This window comes from Anaeromonas frigoriresistens, assembly GCF_016820655.1.
In the GTDB taxonomy this organism is placed as follows: Bacteria; Bacillota; Clostridia; order Tissierellales; family SIT17; genus Anaeromonas; species Anaeromonas frigoriresistens.
Genome location: NZ_WSFT01000036.1, coordinates 195,925 through 214,947, shown reverse-complemented (window position 1 = coordinate 214,947; position 19,023 = coordinate 195,925). Strand labels below are relative to the sequence as shown.

Sequence of the window (19,023 nt, the reverse complement as noted above, 5' to 3'; positions counted from 1 at the left end):
TGAAAAATAAAAAGATTGCTTAAGCAATCTTTTTATAGATAAGTATCATTCATACGAGGTTGTGGATCTTTATCCTTACTTTGAGTATCCTGATCTATCATACTTCCTGCAAATCGCCAATAAGGTTGCATGGAATAATATGTATGTATGTTTGTATGCCATTCTCTTTTATCCATATCAGGCCATCTTTCTTTTTTAAATGAAGGAGCATCTTTTAACTTTTCCTTATCAGCATCTAAAATGAATTTTTCTTCTTTAGGATCTAAAGTTAAAGCTCTCCACGGTATTGCATATAAGTCATCACCTATTCCTAAAAATCCTCCAACAGATAATATTCCGTAGGCTATAACACCATTATGATAATCTATTACTATATCTTCTATTTTGCCTAATTTATCATTATCTAAATTTTTAACTTCATAACCTTCAAGATCATTAACCTTAATAAGTTTTTCCATATCTTCAACTTCCTCTTCATTAATTGGCTTATTTAACTCAGCCATTATATCTCTCCTTTCATAAGTAAATTATCAAATTGACTTTCTTCCCGTTATTAACATTATTACAAATAATATTAGGAATATAAAGAAAAGCACTTTAGCTATACTTGCTGCCGCCTCTACTATTCCAAAAAATCCAAATATACCTGCTACCAAGGCTATTATTAAAAATATCACTGCCCATCTTAGCATATTATTCACCTCACATTGTTATTTGTGGAATATTTAAAATATTCCATCTCTTTAATACATATATATCCTATGAGAGGAGATTTAAACAATGGGTATACTATAATTACATTGGTTATATTGTTGTTAGTTAGATTGCTTATTTGGTTATATATATATTAAGAATATCTTTTCTACTTATATAATGGAGGTAATTGTATGATAAATTTAGATAATAAGAAAATTATCAGATTATTTAAAAGACTAAAATCTAGAATTCAAGATGATGAAGTTCCTGCATTAGGAGCCCAACTTACATATTATTTAATATTAGCTTTCTTTCCCTTCTTAATATTTTTGCTAACTATTTTAAGCCATACCTCCTTATCTTCGGCAGATATTATGTTAAGATTGTCTACTATAATTCCTGATCAATCCTTTGAACTCGTTTCAGGTACAATTAATGATGTAATTGAAAATGGAAGTACATCCTTATTATCCTTTGGTATCATAGGTACATTATGGACTGCATCTAATGGAGTAGCTGCAATAATAAAAGGACTTAATAAAGCATATGATCAAAGTGAAAACAGATCTTTTTTCAAACTACGAGGTTTTGCCATATTGATAACGATATTCTTATCCTTGGGAATTGTATTAGCTCTTGTATTATTAGTTTTTGGAGAAATATTAGGTAATTATATTTTTAGCATTTTTGGACTTTCAGACATATTTAAGGTGTTCTGGGGATTTGTAAGACTTTTATCACCAGTTTTTTTACTTATAATTGTCTTTATTCTTTTTTATAAATATGCCCCTAATAAAAGGTTACACTTTAAAGAAGTTTTACCAGGCTCCATATTTACAACTTCAGCTTGGATAATAATATCCTTGTTATTTTCCTACTATATAAATAATTTCGGTAACTATACTAAAACCTATGGTAGTTTAGGAGGTATAATTATACTACTGATATGGTTATATATCAGTAGTATAATTATACTAATCGGAGGAGAATTGAATGCTACTTTAGCTTTTGATAGAAAAACATTTAAAAGAAGATAAATTCTTATATCAAACCCTTTAACATTTAATGTATATATGGAATATCATATATTGTACCCATTCTAATGTTAAGGGGAGATTTTTTATGTCATTTATTAATAATATTGCATCTAATCGTATGATGAATAGCTCTAATAATTATAAGTTTGGTAAGATTAAGGATTTAAAAAGATATGTTATAAACACAAATCCTACTAAAACTATAATTGATTTGGGTATAGGAGAACCAGACAAAGCAGCATCTCCTATAGTAGGCGAAGTATTAAAGACAGAATGCTTAAAAAAAGAGAATAGAAAATATGCTGATAATGGTTCTATTGACTATTGTATTGCTGCATCAGAATATCTTAAAAATTTATATAATGTTGATAATATAGATCCTTATACAGAAATTCTTCATGGTATAGGATCTAAGTCTATATTAGCTTATCTCTCTCTATGCTTTATAGATAAAGGGGATTATATTATAAATACTGTTCCTGGCTACCCTGTTTTGTCCTCATATACAAGATACTTAGATGGACAAGTGTATAACTTACCATTATTAAAAGAGAATGATTTTCTGCCTAACCTAAATAAAATACCAAATGAAGTAAGTCAAAAAGCTAAAATTTTTTATATAAATTATCCTAATAATCCTACTGGAGCTGTAGCAAATAAGGATTTTTACGAGGAAATTGTATCTTTTGGTTTGAAAAATAATATATTAATAGTATCAGATTTAGCCTATGGTCCATTAGTATATGAAAATAGCCCCTTAAGTATTTTATCTATAAACAATGCCAAACAAACTTCTGTAGAAGTTCACTCTATGTCTAAGGCTTTTAATATGACAGGGTGGCGTATGGCATTTATTGCAGGAAACAAAGAAGCAATCAAACTATATGCAAAAGTAAAACAAAATTCTGATTCTGGTCAGTTTCTCCCTATACAAAAAGCATCAATAGAGGCTCTAAAAAATCCCTCTATAATATATGATAATCTAAAAAGATATAAGAGAAGAATGATAAATTTAGTAAATATATTAAAAGATATAGGTTTTGATATTGAGATGCCTAAGGGCACTTTCTATTGTTATACTAAAATTCCTAAAGGAACTAAAAATAATATATTATTCAAAAATGCCCATCAAGCATCAGAATATATATTAAAAAAAGCATTGATTTCTACTGTTCCATGGGATAATGCAGGAGGCTATCTTCGATTTTCCGTTACCTTTGAAGCAGATTCTTTAATCGAAGAAGAGAAAATATTCTTTCAAATAAAAAAAAGATTAGAAGACCTTGAACTAATCTTCTAATTAAATACCATTTCATAATACCTAGATATATTAACATCTAAATCTTCAATACTAATAAATCTTCCTTTTCTAATGGTTTCTTTGCCATCAATATATAATAATATTGTTGGAATAGTAAAAATAGAATATTCTCCTGCTGCTTCTGTAAGTTCATTCATATCTACTTTTATTGTTTCTAATTTAGGATATTGTTTAACCAACTCCTCTATTTTAGGTGTTAGGTCTACACAAGCAGAACAGGTATCAGTAGAAAACATTATTAAGGACATTGTATTATTATCAATAAAGCTATTAATATCATTTAACATATTAACAATTTTCATATTCATCCCTCCAATTATATTTTACCCAATAAAAAGAAAAAACTCCATCAAATGATGGAGTTTAAATTATTTAATTTAAGAATATAAATGCATCTGGTCCGATTGGCGCTCCTATTAAGAACCAAACTAATAGTAAAACTACCCAACCTGCTAAGAATACTAATGAATAAGGAAGCATAGTAGAAATTAATGTTCCTAGACCAGTATCTTTATCATACTTCTGTGCAAATGCAACTATTACTGCAAAGTAAGGCATTAATGGTGATATTATGTTTGTAGTTGAATCACCTATTCTATAGGCTACCTGAGTAAACTCTGGTGAATACCCTTTACCTACTTGCATTAACATAGGAACGAATACTGGAGCCATGATAGCCCATTTAGCTGAAGCTGATCCTATGAATAGATTAATAAATGCTGATACTATGATAAATCCTATAATTAATGGTAAGCCAGTAAGTCCTGTAGCTTCAAGGAAAGCAGCTCCATTAACAGCTAAAATAGTACCAAGATTTGTATAAGCAAAATATTGTACGAATTGAGCTGCAACAAATGCTAATACCAAATAACCACCCATTGTAGCCATAGATTGTCCCATAGTTTTAGCTAAATCTTTGTCATTCTTTAAAGTTTTTGCTCCTATTCCGTAGAATAATCCAGGAATTAAGAAGAATAACATAATAATTGGAACTATACCATCCATAAATGGAGTATGTCCTATTATTGTTCCATCATCTGCTCTTAAAATACCATTAGCTGGTACTACTAACGCAAGTATAATTGCAATAAATACTACAAATGATATTCCTGCAAATATTAGTCCTTTTTTCTCTTGAGCACTAATATCTCCTATTTCCTCTATCTTGCTATCACCTTTATATTGACCTAATCTAGGCTCTACATATCTCTCTGTAACAATTGTACCTAAGATAGTAATTAAGAAAGTAGATGCTATCATAAAATACCAGTTAGCAGTTGGAAATACAAAGTAGTTCGGATCAATAATCTTTGCTGCTTCTGTAGAAATACCTCCAAGCAATGGATCGACTGTACCTATAAGTAAGTTAGCACTAAATCCACCAGATACCCCGGCAAAAGCTGCAGCTAACCCGGCTAATGGATGTCTACCAAAACTTAGGAAAACGATTGCTCCCAATGGTACTAAAACAACGTAACCAGCATCTGAAGCTATATTTGACATGATACCTGCAAATACTACAACTACAGTAATAAGTCTTTTAGGAGTACTCATAACTAATTTTCTTAATAATGCTGATATAAGTCCTGTTCCTTCTGCTACTCCTACACCTAACATAGCTACTAAAACTGTTCCTAATGGTGCGAATCCTGTAAAGTTAGAAACCGCCTCTGAGAACATAAATCTAATACCTTCTTTATTTAGAAGACTAACTGCTTCTATCGTAGTCATTTTACTTTCTAGAGTTGATCTATCAAGCATGTTGAATTCAACAGAAACGCCTGCTTTTGCTGCTATATGAGATATAATTACCACTGCTAAACTAAAAATAAAGAATAATGTCACTGGATGTGGTAGCTTATTTCCCACTGTTTCAATTCCATCTAGGAATTTGTTAAAAAAGCTTTTCTTTTTAACCTTTGTTGCCATAATTTTCCCTCCTTAAATTGTGAAAAGTCTATTTAAATGACTTTTTGATATTTTCTAACAATTTAAAAAGGAGCAACTGTTAAGTTTACCCCTTTTTTTATTGACTATTCAATTGTAGCACAAATTTACTCAAAAATCATGTATTAATTGTTAACTAAAGATGAAAAATTTGTCATAATATATATTCATTACTTAGTTTTATATATCTTCAATAACATTTCTAAGCCATTTTTTCGATATAATTCTTGGTATACCTACTAAAGCTTTAACAAATTCTTCTAATGATACAAGAGCTACTACCCAATATACTGGCAAATGTAGTAAATGACCTCCTATAATTGCCAATGGTACTCCTACAATCCATACACTTCCAGCTTCTAAAAATAAAGAAAAGGTAGTATCTCCTCCTCCCCGGAGTATTCCTATTATTAAGGTTGTATTAAATACTTTGAAAGCCATAAATATGGCAAATATTATCAATATTTTTTCCACATTGGATCTTACTACAGGGGATACATCGAAAAAACCTAAAATAATAGGAGAGAAAGCTACAATAAAAACTCCTATTATAATTCCAATTATAGGGGTAATAAATGAAAACCTTTTAGCATAATCAATTGCTAATGACTCTTCATTAGCCCCAATACTATTTCCTATCATTACTGCACAAGCATTCCCTACCCCCATAGAAACCACCATAAATACTTGCTGGACCGTATTAGATATCTGAACTGATGCAAATGCTTCAGTACTTATTCTTCCATATACTGCTGAATATGTAATTATACCTAGAGACCAAAATGCCTCATTTAAAATTACAGGTGTTGTAGTTTTAAGTATTTTTTTAATAAATTCTTTTGATAAGTCTAACATCTCCTTAATTTTAGCATCTAAGACAAAACCTTTAGAATAAATAATTGAAAGCAATAAAACCAATTCAACTGTTCTTGCTATAAGGGTAGCTATTGCAGCCCCTTTAACTCCCAATTGAGGGAATCCAAAATTACCGAATATCAATAAATAATTAAGTAATGTATTTAATCCTAAAGAAATAGCACTAACTATCATTGGTAGTTTCGCTTTACCTATACTTCTAGAGGCAAATGAATAGGAGAATGTTATCGACGTTATTATATAGCTAAAACATATAATTACTAAATACTGTCTACCTAGTTCTATAACCGAGTTATCTTTTGAAAACAAACTTAGTATTTCCTCTGGAAAAAATAAGGCTGCTACCGTAAATATTACTGATATAAAGACACCACTTACCACAGCAAATCCTAAGACCCGTCTAATATTTATAATATCTCTTTTTCCCCAATATTGGGAGATAAATATTGCTGATCCACTATTTAATCCAAATAATAATAATACAAAAAAGAAAAATACTTGATTAGCAATACCTACAGAGGCAATAGAAGTCTCCCCTAATTGACCTATCATAACCGTATCTACCATATTTAGTGAAGAAGAAATTAAGTTTTGCAATGAAATAGGCAATGCAATTGATACTAACTTCTTATAAAACTCTTTATCAAAAAATAAACTTCTTATCATGATTCCACATCCCTAACACAATTTAATATCTCATTATATTATATACTTTTTATCTAGACTAATCTATAATATATATTTCCCTTGTCATAGTGTTGAAATGTTTCATCATACAATTGAAGGGAATATATAAAATAATTGATATTTTAATTACTAAAATATATTAGGGGGCCTTATTTATGGGATATGATACTTTAGAACAATATAAATATGATGAGATTTATGAAAAAGTTTATAGTGATTTATTAAAACGAAAAAATCAAGATAATTTGACTATTATTAAACTTCAAGAATTAATTGATGAAGTAGAGTTTAATAATGATACCAAAGATTGGAGTATGACTAAAAATCGAGAAAAAGAAATAGCTGGAGATGCTACACTTCAAGCCATGAAGCATTTTATGATGGAATGGAAAAAAGAAATAATATAATAGACACCCAATGGGTGTCTATCTTTATGCTATAGTTTTAACTTCTTTCTTCTTAATTTCAACTTTGTCTATCTTCTCCATTGTTATACCAGTATATCCATAGAATATAGATATCAATGGGTTAAGCAAGTTTACGAAAGCAAAAGGTGCATAGGCAAAAGGATGAACGCCTAATGCTTGGTGCATAAACGAACCACAAGTATTCCAAGGAACAAGTGGTGATGTAAGGGTTCCTGAGTCCTCTAAAACTCTAGATAAGTTCTTCGGATGTAATCCTCTCTCTTCATATACATCTTTATACATTCTTCCTGTAATAACAATTGATAAATATTGATCTCCTGCTACTAAATTTATTCCAATAGCAGTTAAAATAGTGGATAATACTAATGAGCCTGTACTATTAGCAACCTTTAATATTTTTTCAGCAATAGCAAAAAGCATTCCTGTTTTCTCCATTACTCCCCCAAAACTCATTGCTGCGAGTATTAAAGATACAGTCCACATCATTCCATCTAATCCTCCACCACTTAACAATTCGTCAACTGATTCTATTCCTGATGTAGATTCAAATCCGTAATGAGCTGCACCTATAACTTCACCTAGATTCGCTCCTTGTAATGTAAAGGCAAATATCGCACCAATAAATACTCCTCCAATAAGTCCTGGTATCGCTGGTATTTTAAATATTACTAACATTATTACTACTACTGGTGCTAATAATAAAATTGGTGATATAGTAAATTGTTGTGATAATCCTTCTAATATATTACTAATTGTGTTGACATTAGATTCTGCTCCAGAATATCTCATACCGATAATTCCATATAATATTAGTGCTATTACATAACTAGGTCCAGTCGTATATACCATATGTTTTATGTGATCAAAAAGATTGGATCCTGCCATAGCTGGTGCTAAATTTGTAGTATCTGATAATGGTGACATTTTATCCCCTGCATATGCACCAGATATTATTGCTCCTGCTACTATAGGTAATGGTATTCCTAATCCTTCTCCTATACCAATTAGTGCAATACCTACAGTTCCTGCAGTTGTCCAAGAACTTCCTGTAGCTAATGCTACAATAGTAGCAAGTATAGTGGTTGCTATCAAGAATATACCTGGAGATAAAATTTGTAATCCATAATATATCATTGTAGGTACTACTCCTGATAATATCCAAGTACCTATCAGCATACCAATAATCATTAATATTAATATTGCTTGCATAGACATTTTTATAGAATCAATCATACCTTCTTCCACTTCATTCCAACTATAACCTACTTTAATACTTATAGCTGCCGCCACAATTGTTGAAAGAATCAAAGGTATATGTGGATCGGCTCCATAAATCTGTAATGCTACAAACAATGATCCTATTAAAAATAATACTGGTATCATTGCCAAACCAAAAGTCATTTTTTTGGTACTATTATGATCATCTGACATGTAAATCCCCCTTAATATTTTATAAATATATTATAATAAAGGGAATTTAAAAAAATACAAAAAAATTTATAATTAATCATAAAAAGTACTGGAATTTTCAGAAAGTTATATTTATACAAATATATTGCTAAATATTCTACTAAGTTTTGCTTACACATATGTATAAAATGAATGTCCTAATTTCTTAATCATTAGTTTATATTCATATATTTTTCGGTCATCAAACTATCGATAAACTTTCTTATACTAATTCTTCCTCCCGATTTCTTTTTTCCTCTTATATAGTCCATTTCAGCTTTTACATCTTCAAAATTAAATAATGTATTAGAATATCTAGTAAAAACTTCATTCATATAATCTTCTAACCCCAAATGAGCTATATTAGATAGTCCTTTGTTTATTGCTCTCCTTATCCTTTGTTCCGCTGCTGTAGAGTTTTCTGTAGTTTCATTACATATTTCTTTTATTTTATAATCAAATATGCTAGAATTAGTTTCTATTAAATAAGAACATATACCAATTATATCTTCTGCTCCCTTTTCTCCCATAATGCCTAGCTTATTTAATATAATTTTAATGTCCTGTAGTTCGTCAGTTTTAGAGTTGGTATAATTCATCTGTATAGACGTATCTTTAAATACATTCTCAATAGTCTTTAATTTTTTCTTTAACTCTATAGTTTCAGAAACATTTTTTAATACTCTTATAATTTCTATGATGTTTATTGGCTTACTTATAAAAAAATCTATACCTTTGTCATATGCCTTCTCTATCATTTTTTTTGAATTCACTTGGGATATCATCACAAATTTAACATCTATACCTATTGTTTTTATTCTATGAACTAATTCAATACCGTCTACCATAGGCATGAGTAAATCAACTATTACAATATCAGGTAACATCCTTTTAATCTCGACAATTGCTTCCTCCCCATCAGAAGAAGCTCCCACGATATTTCCTAAATCATTATCCTCAATAATATTCTCTAAAGATTTTATAACCGCTATATCATCATCCACTATATACAATTTCAACATTACTTTTCCTCCAATTTCCCAATAGGTATAACTATCCTAAATACAGTAACTTCAGTGTTAGATTCTACAAATATTTTACCATTGAAAATTTTTTCTACTATATCTTTTACTAATGTTAAACCAATTCCTCGCTTTATAGCTCCTGAATCCTGATTGAATTTGGTAGAGAACCCAGGATGAAAAATATAATCTATATTTTTATCTTTTATACCCTTGCCATTGTCTTTAATTAAAAATATGTGGTTGTTTTTTTGAGTTTTATAGACCAAATCTATTTCTCCAAGATCGTTATCTATTGATTCCAAAGAATTCATCAATAAATTTCTTAATATTGACATCAGGTAGTAATGTTTTGAAACTGATACATTTCCTTCTATATCATATGTTATCCTGGTATTTAAATTATTTCTTTGAATATATGAGTCTATATTCTTTCTCAAAATACCCACTATATCTTCTAAAGTCATACTAACATATCTTATTTTATTTTCCATTATTCCTTCTATACCATCTATTACTCGAATATAATTTTTCTTTATCTCATGTACATCTTTAGCTATTTGAAGTGCTATCTCTCTTTCTTCTTTTTTATTCTCATCATCTAATTTTTCATACAAATGATAAGAATTAGTCATTACCTTTTCAATATAATCAATATTCATATTCATATAATATACTTCACTTTCAATGTCTACCGAAAGATCTATTAGTCTTCTATATCTTTCTTGATGTTCCTTTTTTACAGCTAAAAATTTATAGTAATTAATTGATATTAATATTAGAAACGCTAAGATTCCCCTTAACAAGGCTATGATTAATAAAGATCTTATTATATGATTAAAGTCTCTTCCACCTATTATAATTATTCGAAAAATAACCTCTGATAAATTAGATGCAAAGTCACATATTATAATACTAATTAGCCATTGAGATTTACTTGATTCTTTGACTCTATATAACAAGAAGTAATAAAGAATTCCATATACAATATAAAATACTATCTCTGGATAGCTATGGTATAAACCTTCCATAAATGTGTATCCAGATAACACCATAAATATACTTCTTATTATTACTCCTATAATACCCGTAAATAATGCAGTTATTATAGGATTAAGTTCTTTATATAAATAAAGAAGAACAGGAAATATTACCACTGATAACGTTATCCTAAAACCTTCAATTATATATCCTAGGAAGAATTGGGAAGCGGCTGCATCTGCTAGAGCTATATATCCTCTCTTCTTAAAATTATTCATAGTATTCACAAGCTCCCTTCAATATCCAATATTAAAATATAGTATATCACGGTATAATAAAATTAGAAATAAAAAAGCAGAACCAGTGATTTTCCAGTTCTGATTTTATTTATTTTTAGGCTTAATAAAATTCTGAATGTTACTTATATGCTTTTGTCTTTCTCTAATTATCTCTAGTAATACTTTATAAGCTACAGTATTATTATCTTCTTTCTTTCTTAATAATCTTCCCTGCATATCAATAAGTAATGCTTTGTTCATCTCTTCATATTCTAATGCATAATCCAACAATTCATCTAATGTATTAAAGTTTTCAATTCTAATTCGAGTTTTAAATTGATTTACTAAAAATGATATTTTATCATATATATCAAAAGGTATATCTTCCTCCAGTTCAAAACTATTTTCTTCCCTTATCTCTTTATAATATTCTATATGGCGTTCTTTATCTTTTGATAATATCCTGGCCACTATATTTACTCTTCTAAACTTTGTTATCTTAGCAACTTCTAAATAAACGTTTTTTATATTAATTTCTACTTGTATTAATTTATCTAATATGTCTAGTATAGTATATCCCATAGCTAATCTCCTCAAAGTAATATTTATACAATATTACTATCAAAGATGTTAACTGTCAATAGTTTATATGTCCTAAAAACAAATCACTAAACCCATCCTAAACAATATTTTTGATAATTATCCAAACATAACTTTTTCATTATTGAACATTTTCTTAATTAGATATATTAAAAAAATCGTTGATACTACTGACACAGAAGCAGATATTAATACATGGGTCCAAGTTAATTGAAACATGAGTATGTTCTTAATAGCTACTACACTACCATAAATAGGTATCAAGAACTGCCACATTTCAGGGTCACTATTACTAAACATATTCATAAAGCTAGATGCCATAACTATCATATAAACTGGAGTTATATAAGTTCCAGCTTCTTTTACTGTTTTTGCTATAATTGATAAAAGACATATAAGTCCCACATAGATTCCTACCAGGGTAATCATTATAATAAATAGTTTTCCCAAGTCAGATGCCCCAAATTTCAGATTAGTTAAATTCATATCTTTATCTCCACCTAAAACTGCTTTAGAAAAAGGAAAAGATACTATTATCCCTATAAAAGATGATAAAGCACTTATAATAGATATGATACTCAAAGAAATTATCTTGCCAAAGGCTATAGTTTCTCTTTTGAGTGGAGTGACTAAAAGAGTAGCCATAGTTCCTCTTTCTTTTTCTCCTGCAATGGAATCCATACCTATTCCCATTGCTCCCGCAAATAAAAATATTGATATAAGCATTGGCATTAAAAAGCTTAAACCTTTCCCAGTTGCTTCTTTCTCATCAACTAAATCATTTATTTCGGATCCGATGTCAATATTAAAAGCACTAGTATATTCAATATTACCTAACCTTTCACCAATTACCATATTTTCATAGCGACTGAACAATTGATTAAATAATCCAAATCTAGCATCTGACGAATAATCTTCAGAAGAATTATAGAAAGTTTTGATACTAGGTTTCTCTTTATTTTCATAGTTTTTTAATTTTTCTTCGAAATTCTTTTCAAAAACTACTAATATATCTATTTCTCCTAATTTAATTTTTTCTTTTATATTTTCTAATTCTTTATCATCCGATATTTTTTCAATATCAACCATATCATTATAGGGTTCATTAGAAATTAAATTCTCAAATTTTTGGGGCATATTTCGTACATAAGCTTTAGGAATATACTCTTCTCTATCCTCAATCATATTCCCCAATGCAACTCCCATTATAGAATATATTAATGCTATACTTAAAGCAGGCAGAATGAATGCAGTAAAAACTATTCTTTTATCTGTAAATACCCTTTTAAGTTCTTTTTTTATAATTACACTTAAATTTTTATTCATATCTTCTCTCCAATACTAACATTATTGTATAGTTTGAAAAATGCATCTTCTAGATCATCTGCTCCTGTTTTATATAGTATTTCTTGAACAGTTCCATTTGCTCTAATTTTACCATCAATTAATATAGCTATTCTATCACATAGTTTTGAAGCTACAGACATAATATGGGTAGATATAATAACAGATTTGCCTTGTTCTCTTAATTTTTGCAAATAATTCATAACCGCTCTAGCAGTAATTATATCTAAGCCATTAGTAGGTTCATCAAAAATAACCAACTCTGGATCATGAATAAGACTTACTGCAATAGATAATTTCTGTTTCATACCCGTAGACAATTCTTCTATCTTCGTATAAGCAAAGTTATCTATGCCAAATTCTTGGAACAAATATTCCGTTCTTTCTTCTATTTCTCTTTTAGATAATCCATAAAAACTCCCAAAGTACTCCATTGTATATTTCGGAGTAAAATGGGTGTCTAGCTTTAGTTCATTAGTTAAAAAGGAGATTTTCTTTCTAACCTCTTCTGCTTGTTTATTTATATTTAACCCATCAACTAAAATTTCTCCTTGTGTAGGTTTTATAAGAGTAGATATACATCTTAAGGTAGTAGTTTTGCCTGCACCATTAGGTCCTAATAGACCAAATATTTCACCTTTATTAGTAACAAAAGAAATATTATCTACTGCTACCTTTTTTCTTTCTACTGTATTGTTTTTTAACATTTGTTTTTTGCTCAACTTATAGACTTTTCTTAATGATTTAACTTCGATCATCTTTTCCCCTCCCCAAAAATAAAAATACATTAATGAAAATTAATTAAAAGGTTTATAATTCTCAATTATTTTTTCAGCAGCCCTTATACCATCTATTGCAGCAGAAATAATTCCGCCAGCATACCCTGCTCCTTCTCCAATGGGATATATTCCTTCTATATTTATGCTTTGTAATGATTCTTTATCTCTAATAATTCTAACAGGAGATGAACTTCTAGTTTCTACACCTGTTAGTATAGCATCTCCTCGCCCAAATTCTTTTAACTTTTTATCCATATCTATTATACCTTCCTTAAGAGCAGTACATATATAATGAGGTAAACAGTCCCATAGATTCGAATAAGTAACTCCTGGTAGATATGATGGATTTACCCCTTCTATTTTATTCGTTTTTTTGTTATCTAAAAAATCTTTTACTAACTGAATAGGAGCATTATAATTCTTTCCCCCGATTTCAAAGGCTCTTTTTTCTATTTCCCTTTGAAGCTTTATTCCTGATAATGGATTATCATCTTCATAATCTTCAGGAGAAACCTGTACTAATAATGCACTATTAGCATTGTCCTTATCTCTTTTATGCTCACTCATTCCATTAGTTACCACCATATTTTCCTCACTAGCAGCAGCTACCACCATCCCTCCAGGACACATACAAAAGGTGTACACTCCTCTACCATTAGAGGCCCTATGACTAAGCCTATAACTGGCTGCTCCTAATCTAGGATTATCATAAAATTCTTCATATTGAACTTTATCTATCATTATTTGAGGATGCTCTATTCTAACTCCTATGGAAAGAGGCTTTGATTCCATTTTTAACCCCTTTTTATATAGCATTTCATAAGTATCTCTAGCACTATGACCAATTCCTAAAAATAAAGCATTAGTATTAATAGTTTCTTCATTATTAATAATAATTCCTTCTACAGAAGATTCATTATTAAGTTCAATACTAGTTAATTTAGTATTAAACTTAATTTCTCCTCCTAATTCTTCTATTCTTTTTCTTATATCCTTTACTACTTCTTTTAATATATCTGTACCTACATGGGGTAAATGGGAATATATTATTTCTTTAGGAGCTCCGCTTATCACTAATTCTTCTACTACTTTTCTCGCTCTCAAATCTTTACTTCTAGAGGTAAGCTTTCCATCAGAAAATGTTCCGGCTCCACCTTCCCCAAATTGGATATTTGATTCAGTGTTTAATTCTCTTTTATTCCAAAACCTCTCTACATCTTCACTTCTACCGTCTACATCCTTACCTCTTTCAATTAAAATTGGTTTATACCCTCTTTGGGCTAACAGTAACCCAGCAAATAACCCAGAAGGACCCGTACCAATTATTACTGGTCTATATTTCAAAGACTTATTCCCAGACTCTACATTTTTATAACTATAATCAGGAGTTTTTGAAACGTTTCTTTTGAACCTAATATTTTTTTCGTTTTTTAATTCTACATCAACAGTATAAACAAAAAAAAGCTTTCCTTTTCTTCTAGCATCTATAGATTCTCTATATATAGAATAGTCTACTATTTCATTTTCATTAACTTTTAACGCTCTAGCAATTTTTTTTGGTAATTCATTAATAGATTCGTTTATATCTAATTTAATTTCATTTACTCTTATCATATTCTCTCTCCTTTGTATTATTTATTATTATATCATTAAAGCCTATTATCCCATAAATTTTTAAAATAATTTGTATTGGGTATAAGTTGAATAAGAGAGAAAATAATATAACTACTATATAGGAGGCATTTGATGAAATATAAAAAAACATTATTAACAGTTATATTCATAATATTATTATCCATAACTATTGGTTGTAATGCTGAAGATGACGTAGATATGCCTGATGATAGTCAAACTGAAGAACAACCTGATGAGAATAATGACCCAAAGGATAATAACTCAGAAGAGAAAGACTCCAAGAATAAGGACAGTGAAGAAAATAATGAAATTACATGGAAAACATATAACAACTCTAGGTTTGAATTTAATATAAAGCACCCTGAAAAATGGCCCTATGAGGAATCACAAAATGGAGATGGAATAACATTTTTTAAAAAAGATGATTCAAAAGACATTAGAATTTACGGTTCAAACTATATGAAGGATATTTCTACCCCCTATAAAAATGCAGACGAGAAAAATCTCATTAAAGAAGATATAATCCTTGATACTGGTATTGAAGCAACTATTATAAAAGGAGAAACTGATGATAAGTATCATTATGAGATGGTCTATATCAATAATAATAGAGAGTATCATTTCATATCTTTAACTTCTATTGAGTACTACAATAAAAATAAATATACGTTAGATAAAATGGTTAATTCTTTCAATATAGATATGGATAACAATAATGGTGCAGACTTAACTAAGGAAAAAGCAATATCTATAGAAAATGAATATATGGATAGACTTTTCCCCCAAAGGGAAGCTGATAGTCAGAAGGTTAAGGACTTTAACTCTAAAGAAGAATTAATCAATCATATATCTCAAATTGCTAATAGAGATTTAGTGAAAACATATGTAAATAATTATTATAAGAATCAGGAAGATGGTTTGTATATCATTGCAAAAGGTGGCCCAACTAGAATCTATGAAGACAAACCTTATGAATTAAAAAAAGTAGATAATGAAGAATATCATTTAGTTCAAAAAACTGAAGATCAATTAAGAGGCAAATATACTTTCACTGTAAAATTCAGTTATAAAAATAATAAGTGGATAATAACCGATAGAATTTTTGAACAAAGAGAATAAAACCTTTTAAAAAAATGATGCACTAAGCGTGCATCATTTTTTTATCTGTATACATTATTAATTCTTCCCTACTAAAACTATATATACCTTTATCTTCATATAATTTTAATTCTTTAATATCTATATTATAAATTAGTTGTTCATTTTCAATAAACAAATCATATACATTAGTTAAATCCATCTTTTTAGGTCTTTGGGCAAAAGGAAATTCTAAAAACAATTTAGAAAGACTTTGAATAATAAATACATCATACTTACTAAATATAGTATCTCCACATCCCTCACATATTAGTGACCTTACTCCATAAAACCTAACTCTATACCTTCCCCACCCAGCTCTAACATCAGAAGTACCTTCTATTAATTCTTCTCCGCATAAAAAACACCTTAATTTATTATCCATCTTCACTCTTCCTTTTCATAATTCCATCTACCATCTCCCATACATCTTCCTTGAATTGACATACTGATATCACCAGTGGAGGTATAGCTAGAGCTACGACTGAATAATACTGAGGCCTTTCTGATCTTGGTTCCTGGAACAAGAATTTAACATCTTTACCATGATATTGTTTTTCTATTGGATTACCTATTGAAGCACTATTCTCTACATCTTCAACTTCTATTCCTCTTTGGCACATCCTCTCAATAGCATGTTTACTATAATATAGAGATTGCTTTTTGGTAGATTCAATAATGTAATCTTTTTCGTCTGAAAACTCTTCCATTAACGCTTCTATTTCCACCTTAACAAACTCCTTTCTATTCTACTAAAATAATTTTATACCAATATCAATTTTTATACAACCATAACAAATTTTCCTGTTTAGAATAATCACCAACTTAATAATAATTCATATAATATATTAGCAGTAGAAACTAGACTAAAGATAAAAAATGAATGAATTTTTACTTATTAATTTAGAATTATTAATCTGAAAAAGGAGGTAATCATATGTCAGAAGTTAAAGGACTTGGAGGATTATTAGGAGGCTGTGACACTGAGTTATTGTTCTTCTTCCTTCTTTTAGTTATTCTTTTTAGTTACTGCTACAGCAATTATTAAAGGAGGTATATGTATGTCTGGATATAGAAGAGGTATTGGTGGATTATTTGACGGATGTAACTCTGAATTACTATTCTTCTTCCTTCTTTTAGTAGTATTATTCTGCTACTATTAAAGTATAATTAGAAGAATATAAAAAGGAGCCTTTTAGGCTCCTTTTTTTATATATTAAAAATATAATCCTATTACTAAAGCTGCTATAGTCATTATAAATACTAGAACTAATAACTTCCATACATACTTAATCCAAGTTCCATAAGGTACTCTTGCTATAGCTAAACCACCCATTACAACCGCACTAGTAGGAGTTACTAAATTAACTATACCAGATGCTGATTGATATGCAGTTATAACTAATCCTCTACTTACATTAGCAAAGTCACCTAATGGTGCCATTATAGGCATTGATACTGTAGCTAATCCTGATGTAGATGGGATTAAGAATGATAATGGAATATAGAATAAATATGTTAATACTATAAATGGTATACGTCCCGCTTGAGATAGTGTAGTCTCTCCAGCGTGTAATACTGTAGCAGTTATATTACCTGCATTCATCACTACTGTTATACCACGAGAAACCCCAACGATTAATGCAACACCTAATAAATCTCTAGCTCCATTTACGAATGAACCAACAAACTCTTCTTCACCAAATTCATCATCACCAATGGCATGAATAACACCTATGATTATTGATGCTACTAAGAATAATGCTGTTAATTCTGGGAACCACCACCATAGAGTTGGTATTGCTTCTACTCCAAAGTCTTCTAATGGTAATACTCCATAGATCATAACTACAAAAGTCAAAGCAAATAATACTAAAATTAATATTCTCTTACCATTTAATTCCGGGAAAGAATCTGTATCTTGCTTACCTAGGAAATGCTCCTTATTCTCCTCTCTCATATTAGCTACAAGAGACTTAGATGGATCTTCCTTAACTTTTTTAGCATATCTAATAGTATAAAGAATACCTATTATTTCTCCAGCTACTAGAATTAAAAGTCTTATTCCTATACCTCTACCTAAGGCTACTTCAGCAAATCCAGATGCTATACCTGTAGCAAAAGGGTTTACTGTAGAACCTAACACTCCTAGACCTGCACCTAAAAGGATAACAGATACTGCAGTTACAGCATCATATCCGGCAGCTATAAATACCGGTATAATCAAGGGATAGAAGGCAATAGTTTCCTCTGCCATACCATAAGTACTACCACCTACAGCAAATAAGGCCATAAGGATAATTATCATCCAATTTTCTCTACCTTTAAAGGTTTCTACTACTTTGGCTATTCCAGCATCAATAGCTCCAGTTTTCATAACTACTCCTAAGAATCCACCAATTACTAAAATAAATAAAGCCACATCTTTAGCATCATAGAATCCTTGAATTGGTGCCATCATTACAGCAGCTGGCCCTTGTGGTGTTGAATCCACAGATTCATATGTTCCTGGGATAGGTGCTTCTTCTTCATTAAGATCATACTCACCAGCAGGAACAACGTAAGTTAAAATTGCTACAACTATTATAATTGCAATAAGAATACTGTATGCACTAGGCATTTTGAACTTCATAAAACCACTCCTTTTTATTTAATTTGATACCATAATAGATTATACCCAAATTTTATAAATATAATCCTTTCATGCAATAATTGTCCTAATACACATCCCTATGTAGATGAACAAGGGTAAAAGGTATAAATATGTAATAGTAAGAATATTCTATAAATAGACACAAAATCAACC

General features: G+C 29.6%; 19 protein-coding genes. 4 read left to right on the top strand and 15 right to left on the bottom strand.

Annotated features, from left to right (window positions below; all coding sequences use genetic code 11):
- Positions 1–32: 32 nt before the first annotated feature.
- Both GOQ27_RS09565 and GOQ27_RS09560 read right to left on the bottom strand, forming a co-directional pair.
- Positions 33–503 carry a PRC-barrel domain-containing protein gene (locus GOQ27_RS09565; RefSeq protein ID WP_203366622.1) on the bottom strand — a complete coding sequence of 157 codons (471 nt, stop codon included), beginning with the start codon at positions 501–503 and terminating at the stop codon, positions 33–35.
- A 27-nt stretch (positions 504–530) separates the two neighbouring features.
- A complete protein-coding gene (locus GOQ27_RS09560) occupies positions 531–692 on the bottom strand; it encodes a DUF1328 domain-containing protein (protein ID WP_203366621.1) in 162 nt (53 codons plus the stop codon).
- Positions 693–887: 195 nt separating this feature from the next.
- On the opposite strand from GOQ27_RS09560, the gene GOQ27_RS09555 reads away from it, so the two are divergent.
- Both GOQ27_RS09555 and GOQ27_RS09550 read left to right on the top strand, forming a co-directional pair.
- A complete protein-coding gene (locus GOQ27_RS09555; protein ID WP_203366620.1) occupies positions 888–1,733 on the top strand; it encodes a YihY/virulence factor BrkB family protein in 846 nt (281 codons plus the stop codon).
- Positions 1,734–1,818: 85 nt separating this feature from the next.
- Positions 1,819–3,033 (top strand): aminotransferase class I/II-fold pyridoxal phosphate-dependent enzyme, encoded by a 1,215-nt coding sequence (locus GOQ27_RS09550; RefSeq protein ID WP_203366619.1) that lies wholly within the window; start codon positions 1,819–1,821, stop codon positions 3,031–3,033.
- Here the strand turns inward: GOQ27_RS09550 and GOQ27_RS09545 are convergent.
- The 3 genes from GOQ27_RS09545 to GOQ27_RS09535 form a co-directional block, all read right to left on the bottom strand.
- Positions 3,030–3,356, bottom strand: coding sequence for a thioredoxin family protein (locus GOQ27_RS09545; protein ID WP_203366618.1), 327 nt, complete (start codon positions 3,354–3,356; stop codon positions 3,030–3,032). The genes GOQ27_RS09550 and GOQ27_RS09545 overlap by 4 nt on opposite strands.
- A 70-nt stretch (positions 3,357–3,426) precedes the next feature.
- On the bottom strand, positions 3,427–4,983 hold the full coding sequence (locus tag GOQ27_RS09540; protein WP_203366617.1) for an AbgT family transporter: 1,557 nt from the start codon (positions 4,981–4,983) through the stop codon (positions 3,427–3,429).
- A 198-nt stretch (positions 4,984–5,181) separates the two neighbouring features.
- Complete coding sequence (locus GOQ27_RS09535; RefSeq protein ID WP_203366616.1) at positions 5,182–6,543, bottom strand: MATE family efflux transporter; 1,362 nt, start codon at positions 6,541–6,543, stop codon at positions 5,182–5,184.
- A 176-nt stretch (positions 6,544–6,719) separates the two neighbouring features.
- Here GOQ27_RS09535 and GOQ27_RS09530 point away from each other — a divergent pair, with 176 nt between their 5' ends.
- The gene (locus GOQ27_RS09530) at positions 6,720–6,971 is read left to right on the top strand and encodes a hypothetical protein (protein WP_203366615.1); all 252 of its coding nucleotides are present in this window, start codon (positions 6,720–6,722) and stop codon (positions 6,969–6,971) included.
- A 24-nt stretch (positions 6,972–6,995) separates the two neighbouring features.
- On the opposite strand, the gene nhaC is transcribed toward GOQ27_RS09530, so the two are convergent.
- From nhaC to GOQ27_RS09495, 7 genes are all read right to left on the bottom strand, one after another.
- On the bottom strand, positions 6,996–8,423 hold the full coding sequence (nhaC, locus tag GOQ27_RS09525) for a Na+/H+ antiporter NhaC (protein WP_252187791.1): 1,428 nt from the start codon (positions 8,421–8,423) through the stop codon (positions 6,996–6,998).
- Positions 8,424–8,614: 191 nt separating this feature from the next.
- Positions 8,615–9,463, bottom strand: a complete 849-nt coding sequence (locus tag GOQ27_RS09520; RefSeq protein WP_203366614.1) for a response regulator — start codon at positions 9,461–9,463, stop codon at positions 8,615–8,617.
- Complete coding sequence (locus tag GOQ27_RS09515; RefSeq protein ID WP_252187798.1) at positions 9,463–10,722, bottom strand: ATP-binding protein; 1,260 nt, start codon at positions 10,720–10,722, stop codon at positions 9,463–9,465. Before GOQ27_RS09515 ends, GOQ27_RS09520 begins: the two co-directional genes overlap by 1 nt.
- 105 nt (positions 10,723–10,827) lie before the next feature.
- The gene (locus tag GOQ27_RS09510) at positions 10,828–11,304 is read right to left on the bottom strand and encodes a ferritin family protein (protein WP_203366612.1); all 477 of its coding nucleotides are present in this window, start codon (positions 11,302–11,304) and stop codon (positions 10,828–10,830) included.
- Between the two features lie 117 nt (positions 11,305–11,421).
- Positions 11,422–12,648, bottom strand: coding sequence for an ABC transporter permease (locus GOQ27_RS09505; RefSeq protein ID WP_203366611.1), 1,227 nt, complete (start codon positions 12,646–12,648; stop codon positions 11,422–11,424).
- The gene (locus GOQ27_RS09500) at positions 12,645–13,424 is read right to left on the bottom strand and encodes an ABC transporter ATP-binding protein (protein ID WP_203366610.1); all 780 of its coding nucleotides are present in this window, start codon (positions 13,422–13,424) and stop codon (positions 12,645–12,647) included. The genes GOQ27_RS09505 and GOQ27_RS09500 overlap by 4 nt, the downstream gene beginning before the upstream one ends.
- A 39-nt stretch (positions 13,425–13,463) precedes the next feature.
- Positions 13,464–15,059 (bottom strand): NAD(P)/FAD-dependent oxidoreductase, encoded by a 1,596-nt coding sequence (locus GOQ27_RS09495; protein ID WP_203366609.1) that lies wholly within the window; start codon positions 15,057–15,059, stop codon positions 13,464–13,466.
- A gap of 132 nt (positions 15,060–15,191) precedes the next feature.
- Here GOQ27_RS09495 and GOQ27_RS09490 point away from each other — a divergent pair, with 132 nt between their 5' ends.
- Positions 15,192–16,199, top strand: a complete 1,008-nt coding sequence (locus GOQ27_RS09490) for a hypothetical protein (RefSeq protein ID WP_203366608.1) — start codon at positions 15,192–15,194, stop codon at positions 16,197–16,199.
- A 22-nt stretch (positions 16,200–16,221) separates the two neighbouring features.
- Here the strand turns inward: GOQ27_RS09490 and GOQ27_RS09485 are convergent, their stop codons facing one another.
- The 3 genes from GOQ27_RS09485 to GOQ27_RS09475 all read right to left on the bottom strand — a co-directional run bounded on the left by GOQ27_RS09485 (position 16,222) and on the right by GOQ27_RS09475 (position 18,849).
- The gene (locus GOQ27_RS09485; RefSeq protein ID WP_203366607.1) at positions 16,222–16,602 is read right to left on the bottom strand and encodes a hypothetical protein; all 381 of its coding nucleotides are present in this window, start codon (positions 16,600–16,602) and stop codon (positions 16,222–16,224) included.
- A complete protein-coding gene (locus GOQ27_RS09480; protein ID WP_203366606.1) occupies positions 16,595–16,945 on the bottom strand; it encodes a DUF4258 domain-containing protein in 351 nt (116 codons plus the stop codon). The genes GOQ27_RS09485 and GOQ27_RS09480 overlap by 8 nt, the downstream gene beginning before the upstream one ends.
- 488 nt (positions 16,946–17,433) lie before the next feature.
- The gene (locus GOQ27_RS09475; protein ID WP_207751292.1) at positions 17,434–18,849 is read right to left on the bottom strand and encodes a YfcC family protein; all 1,416 of its coding nucleotides are present in this window, start codon (positions 18,847–18,849) and stop codon (positions 17,434–17,436) included.
- Between the last annotated feature and the right edge of the window lie 174 nt (positions 18,850–19,023).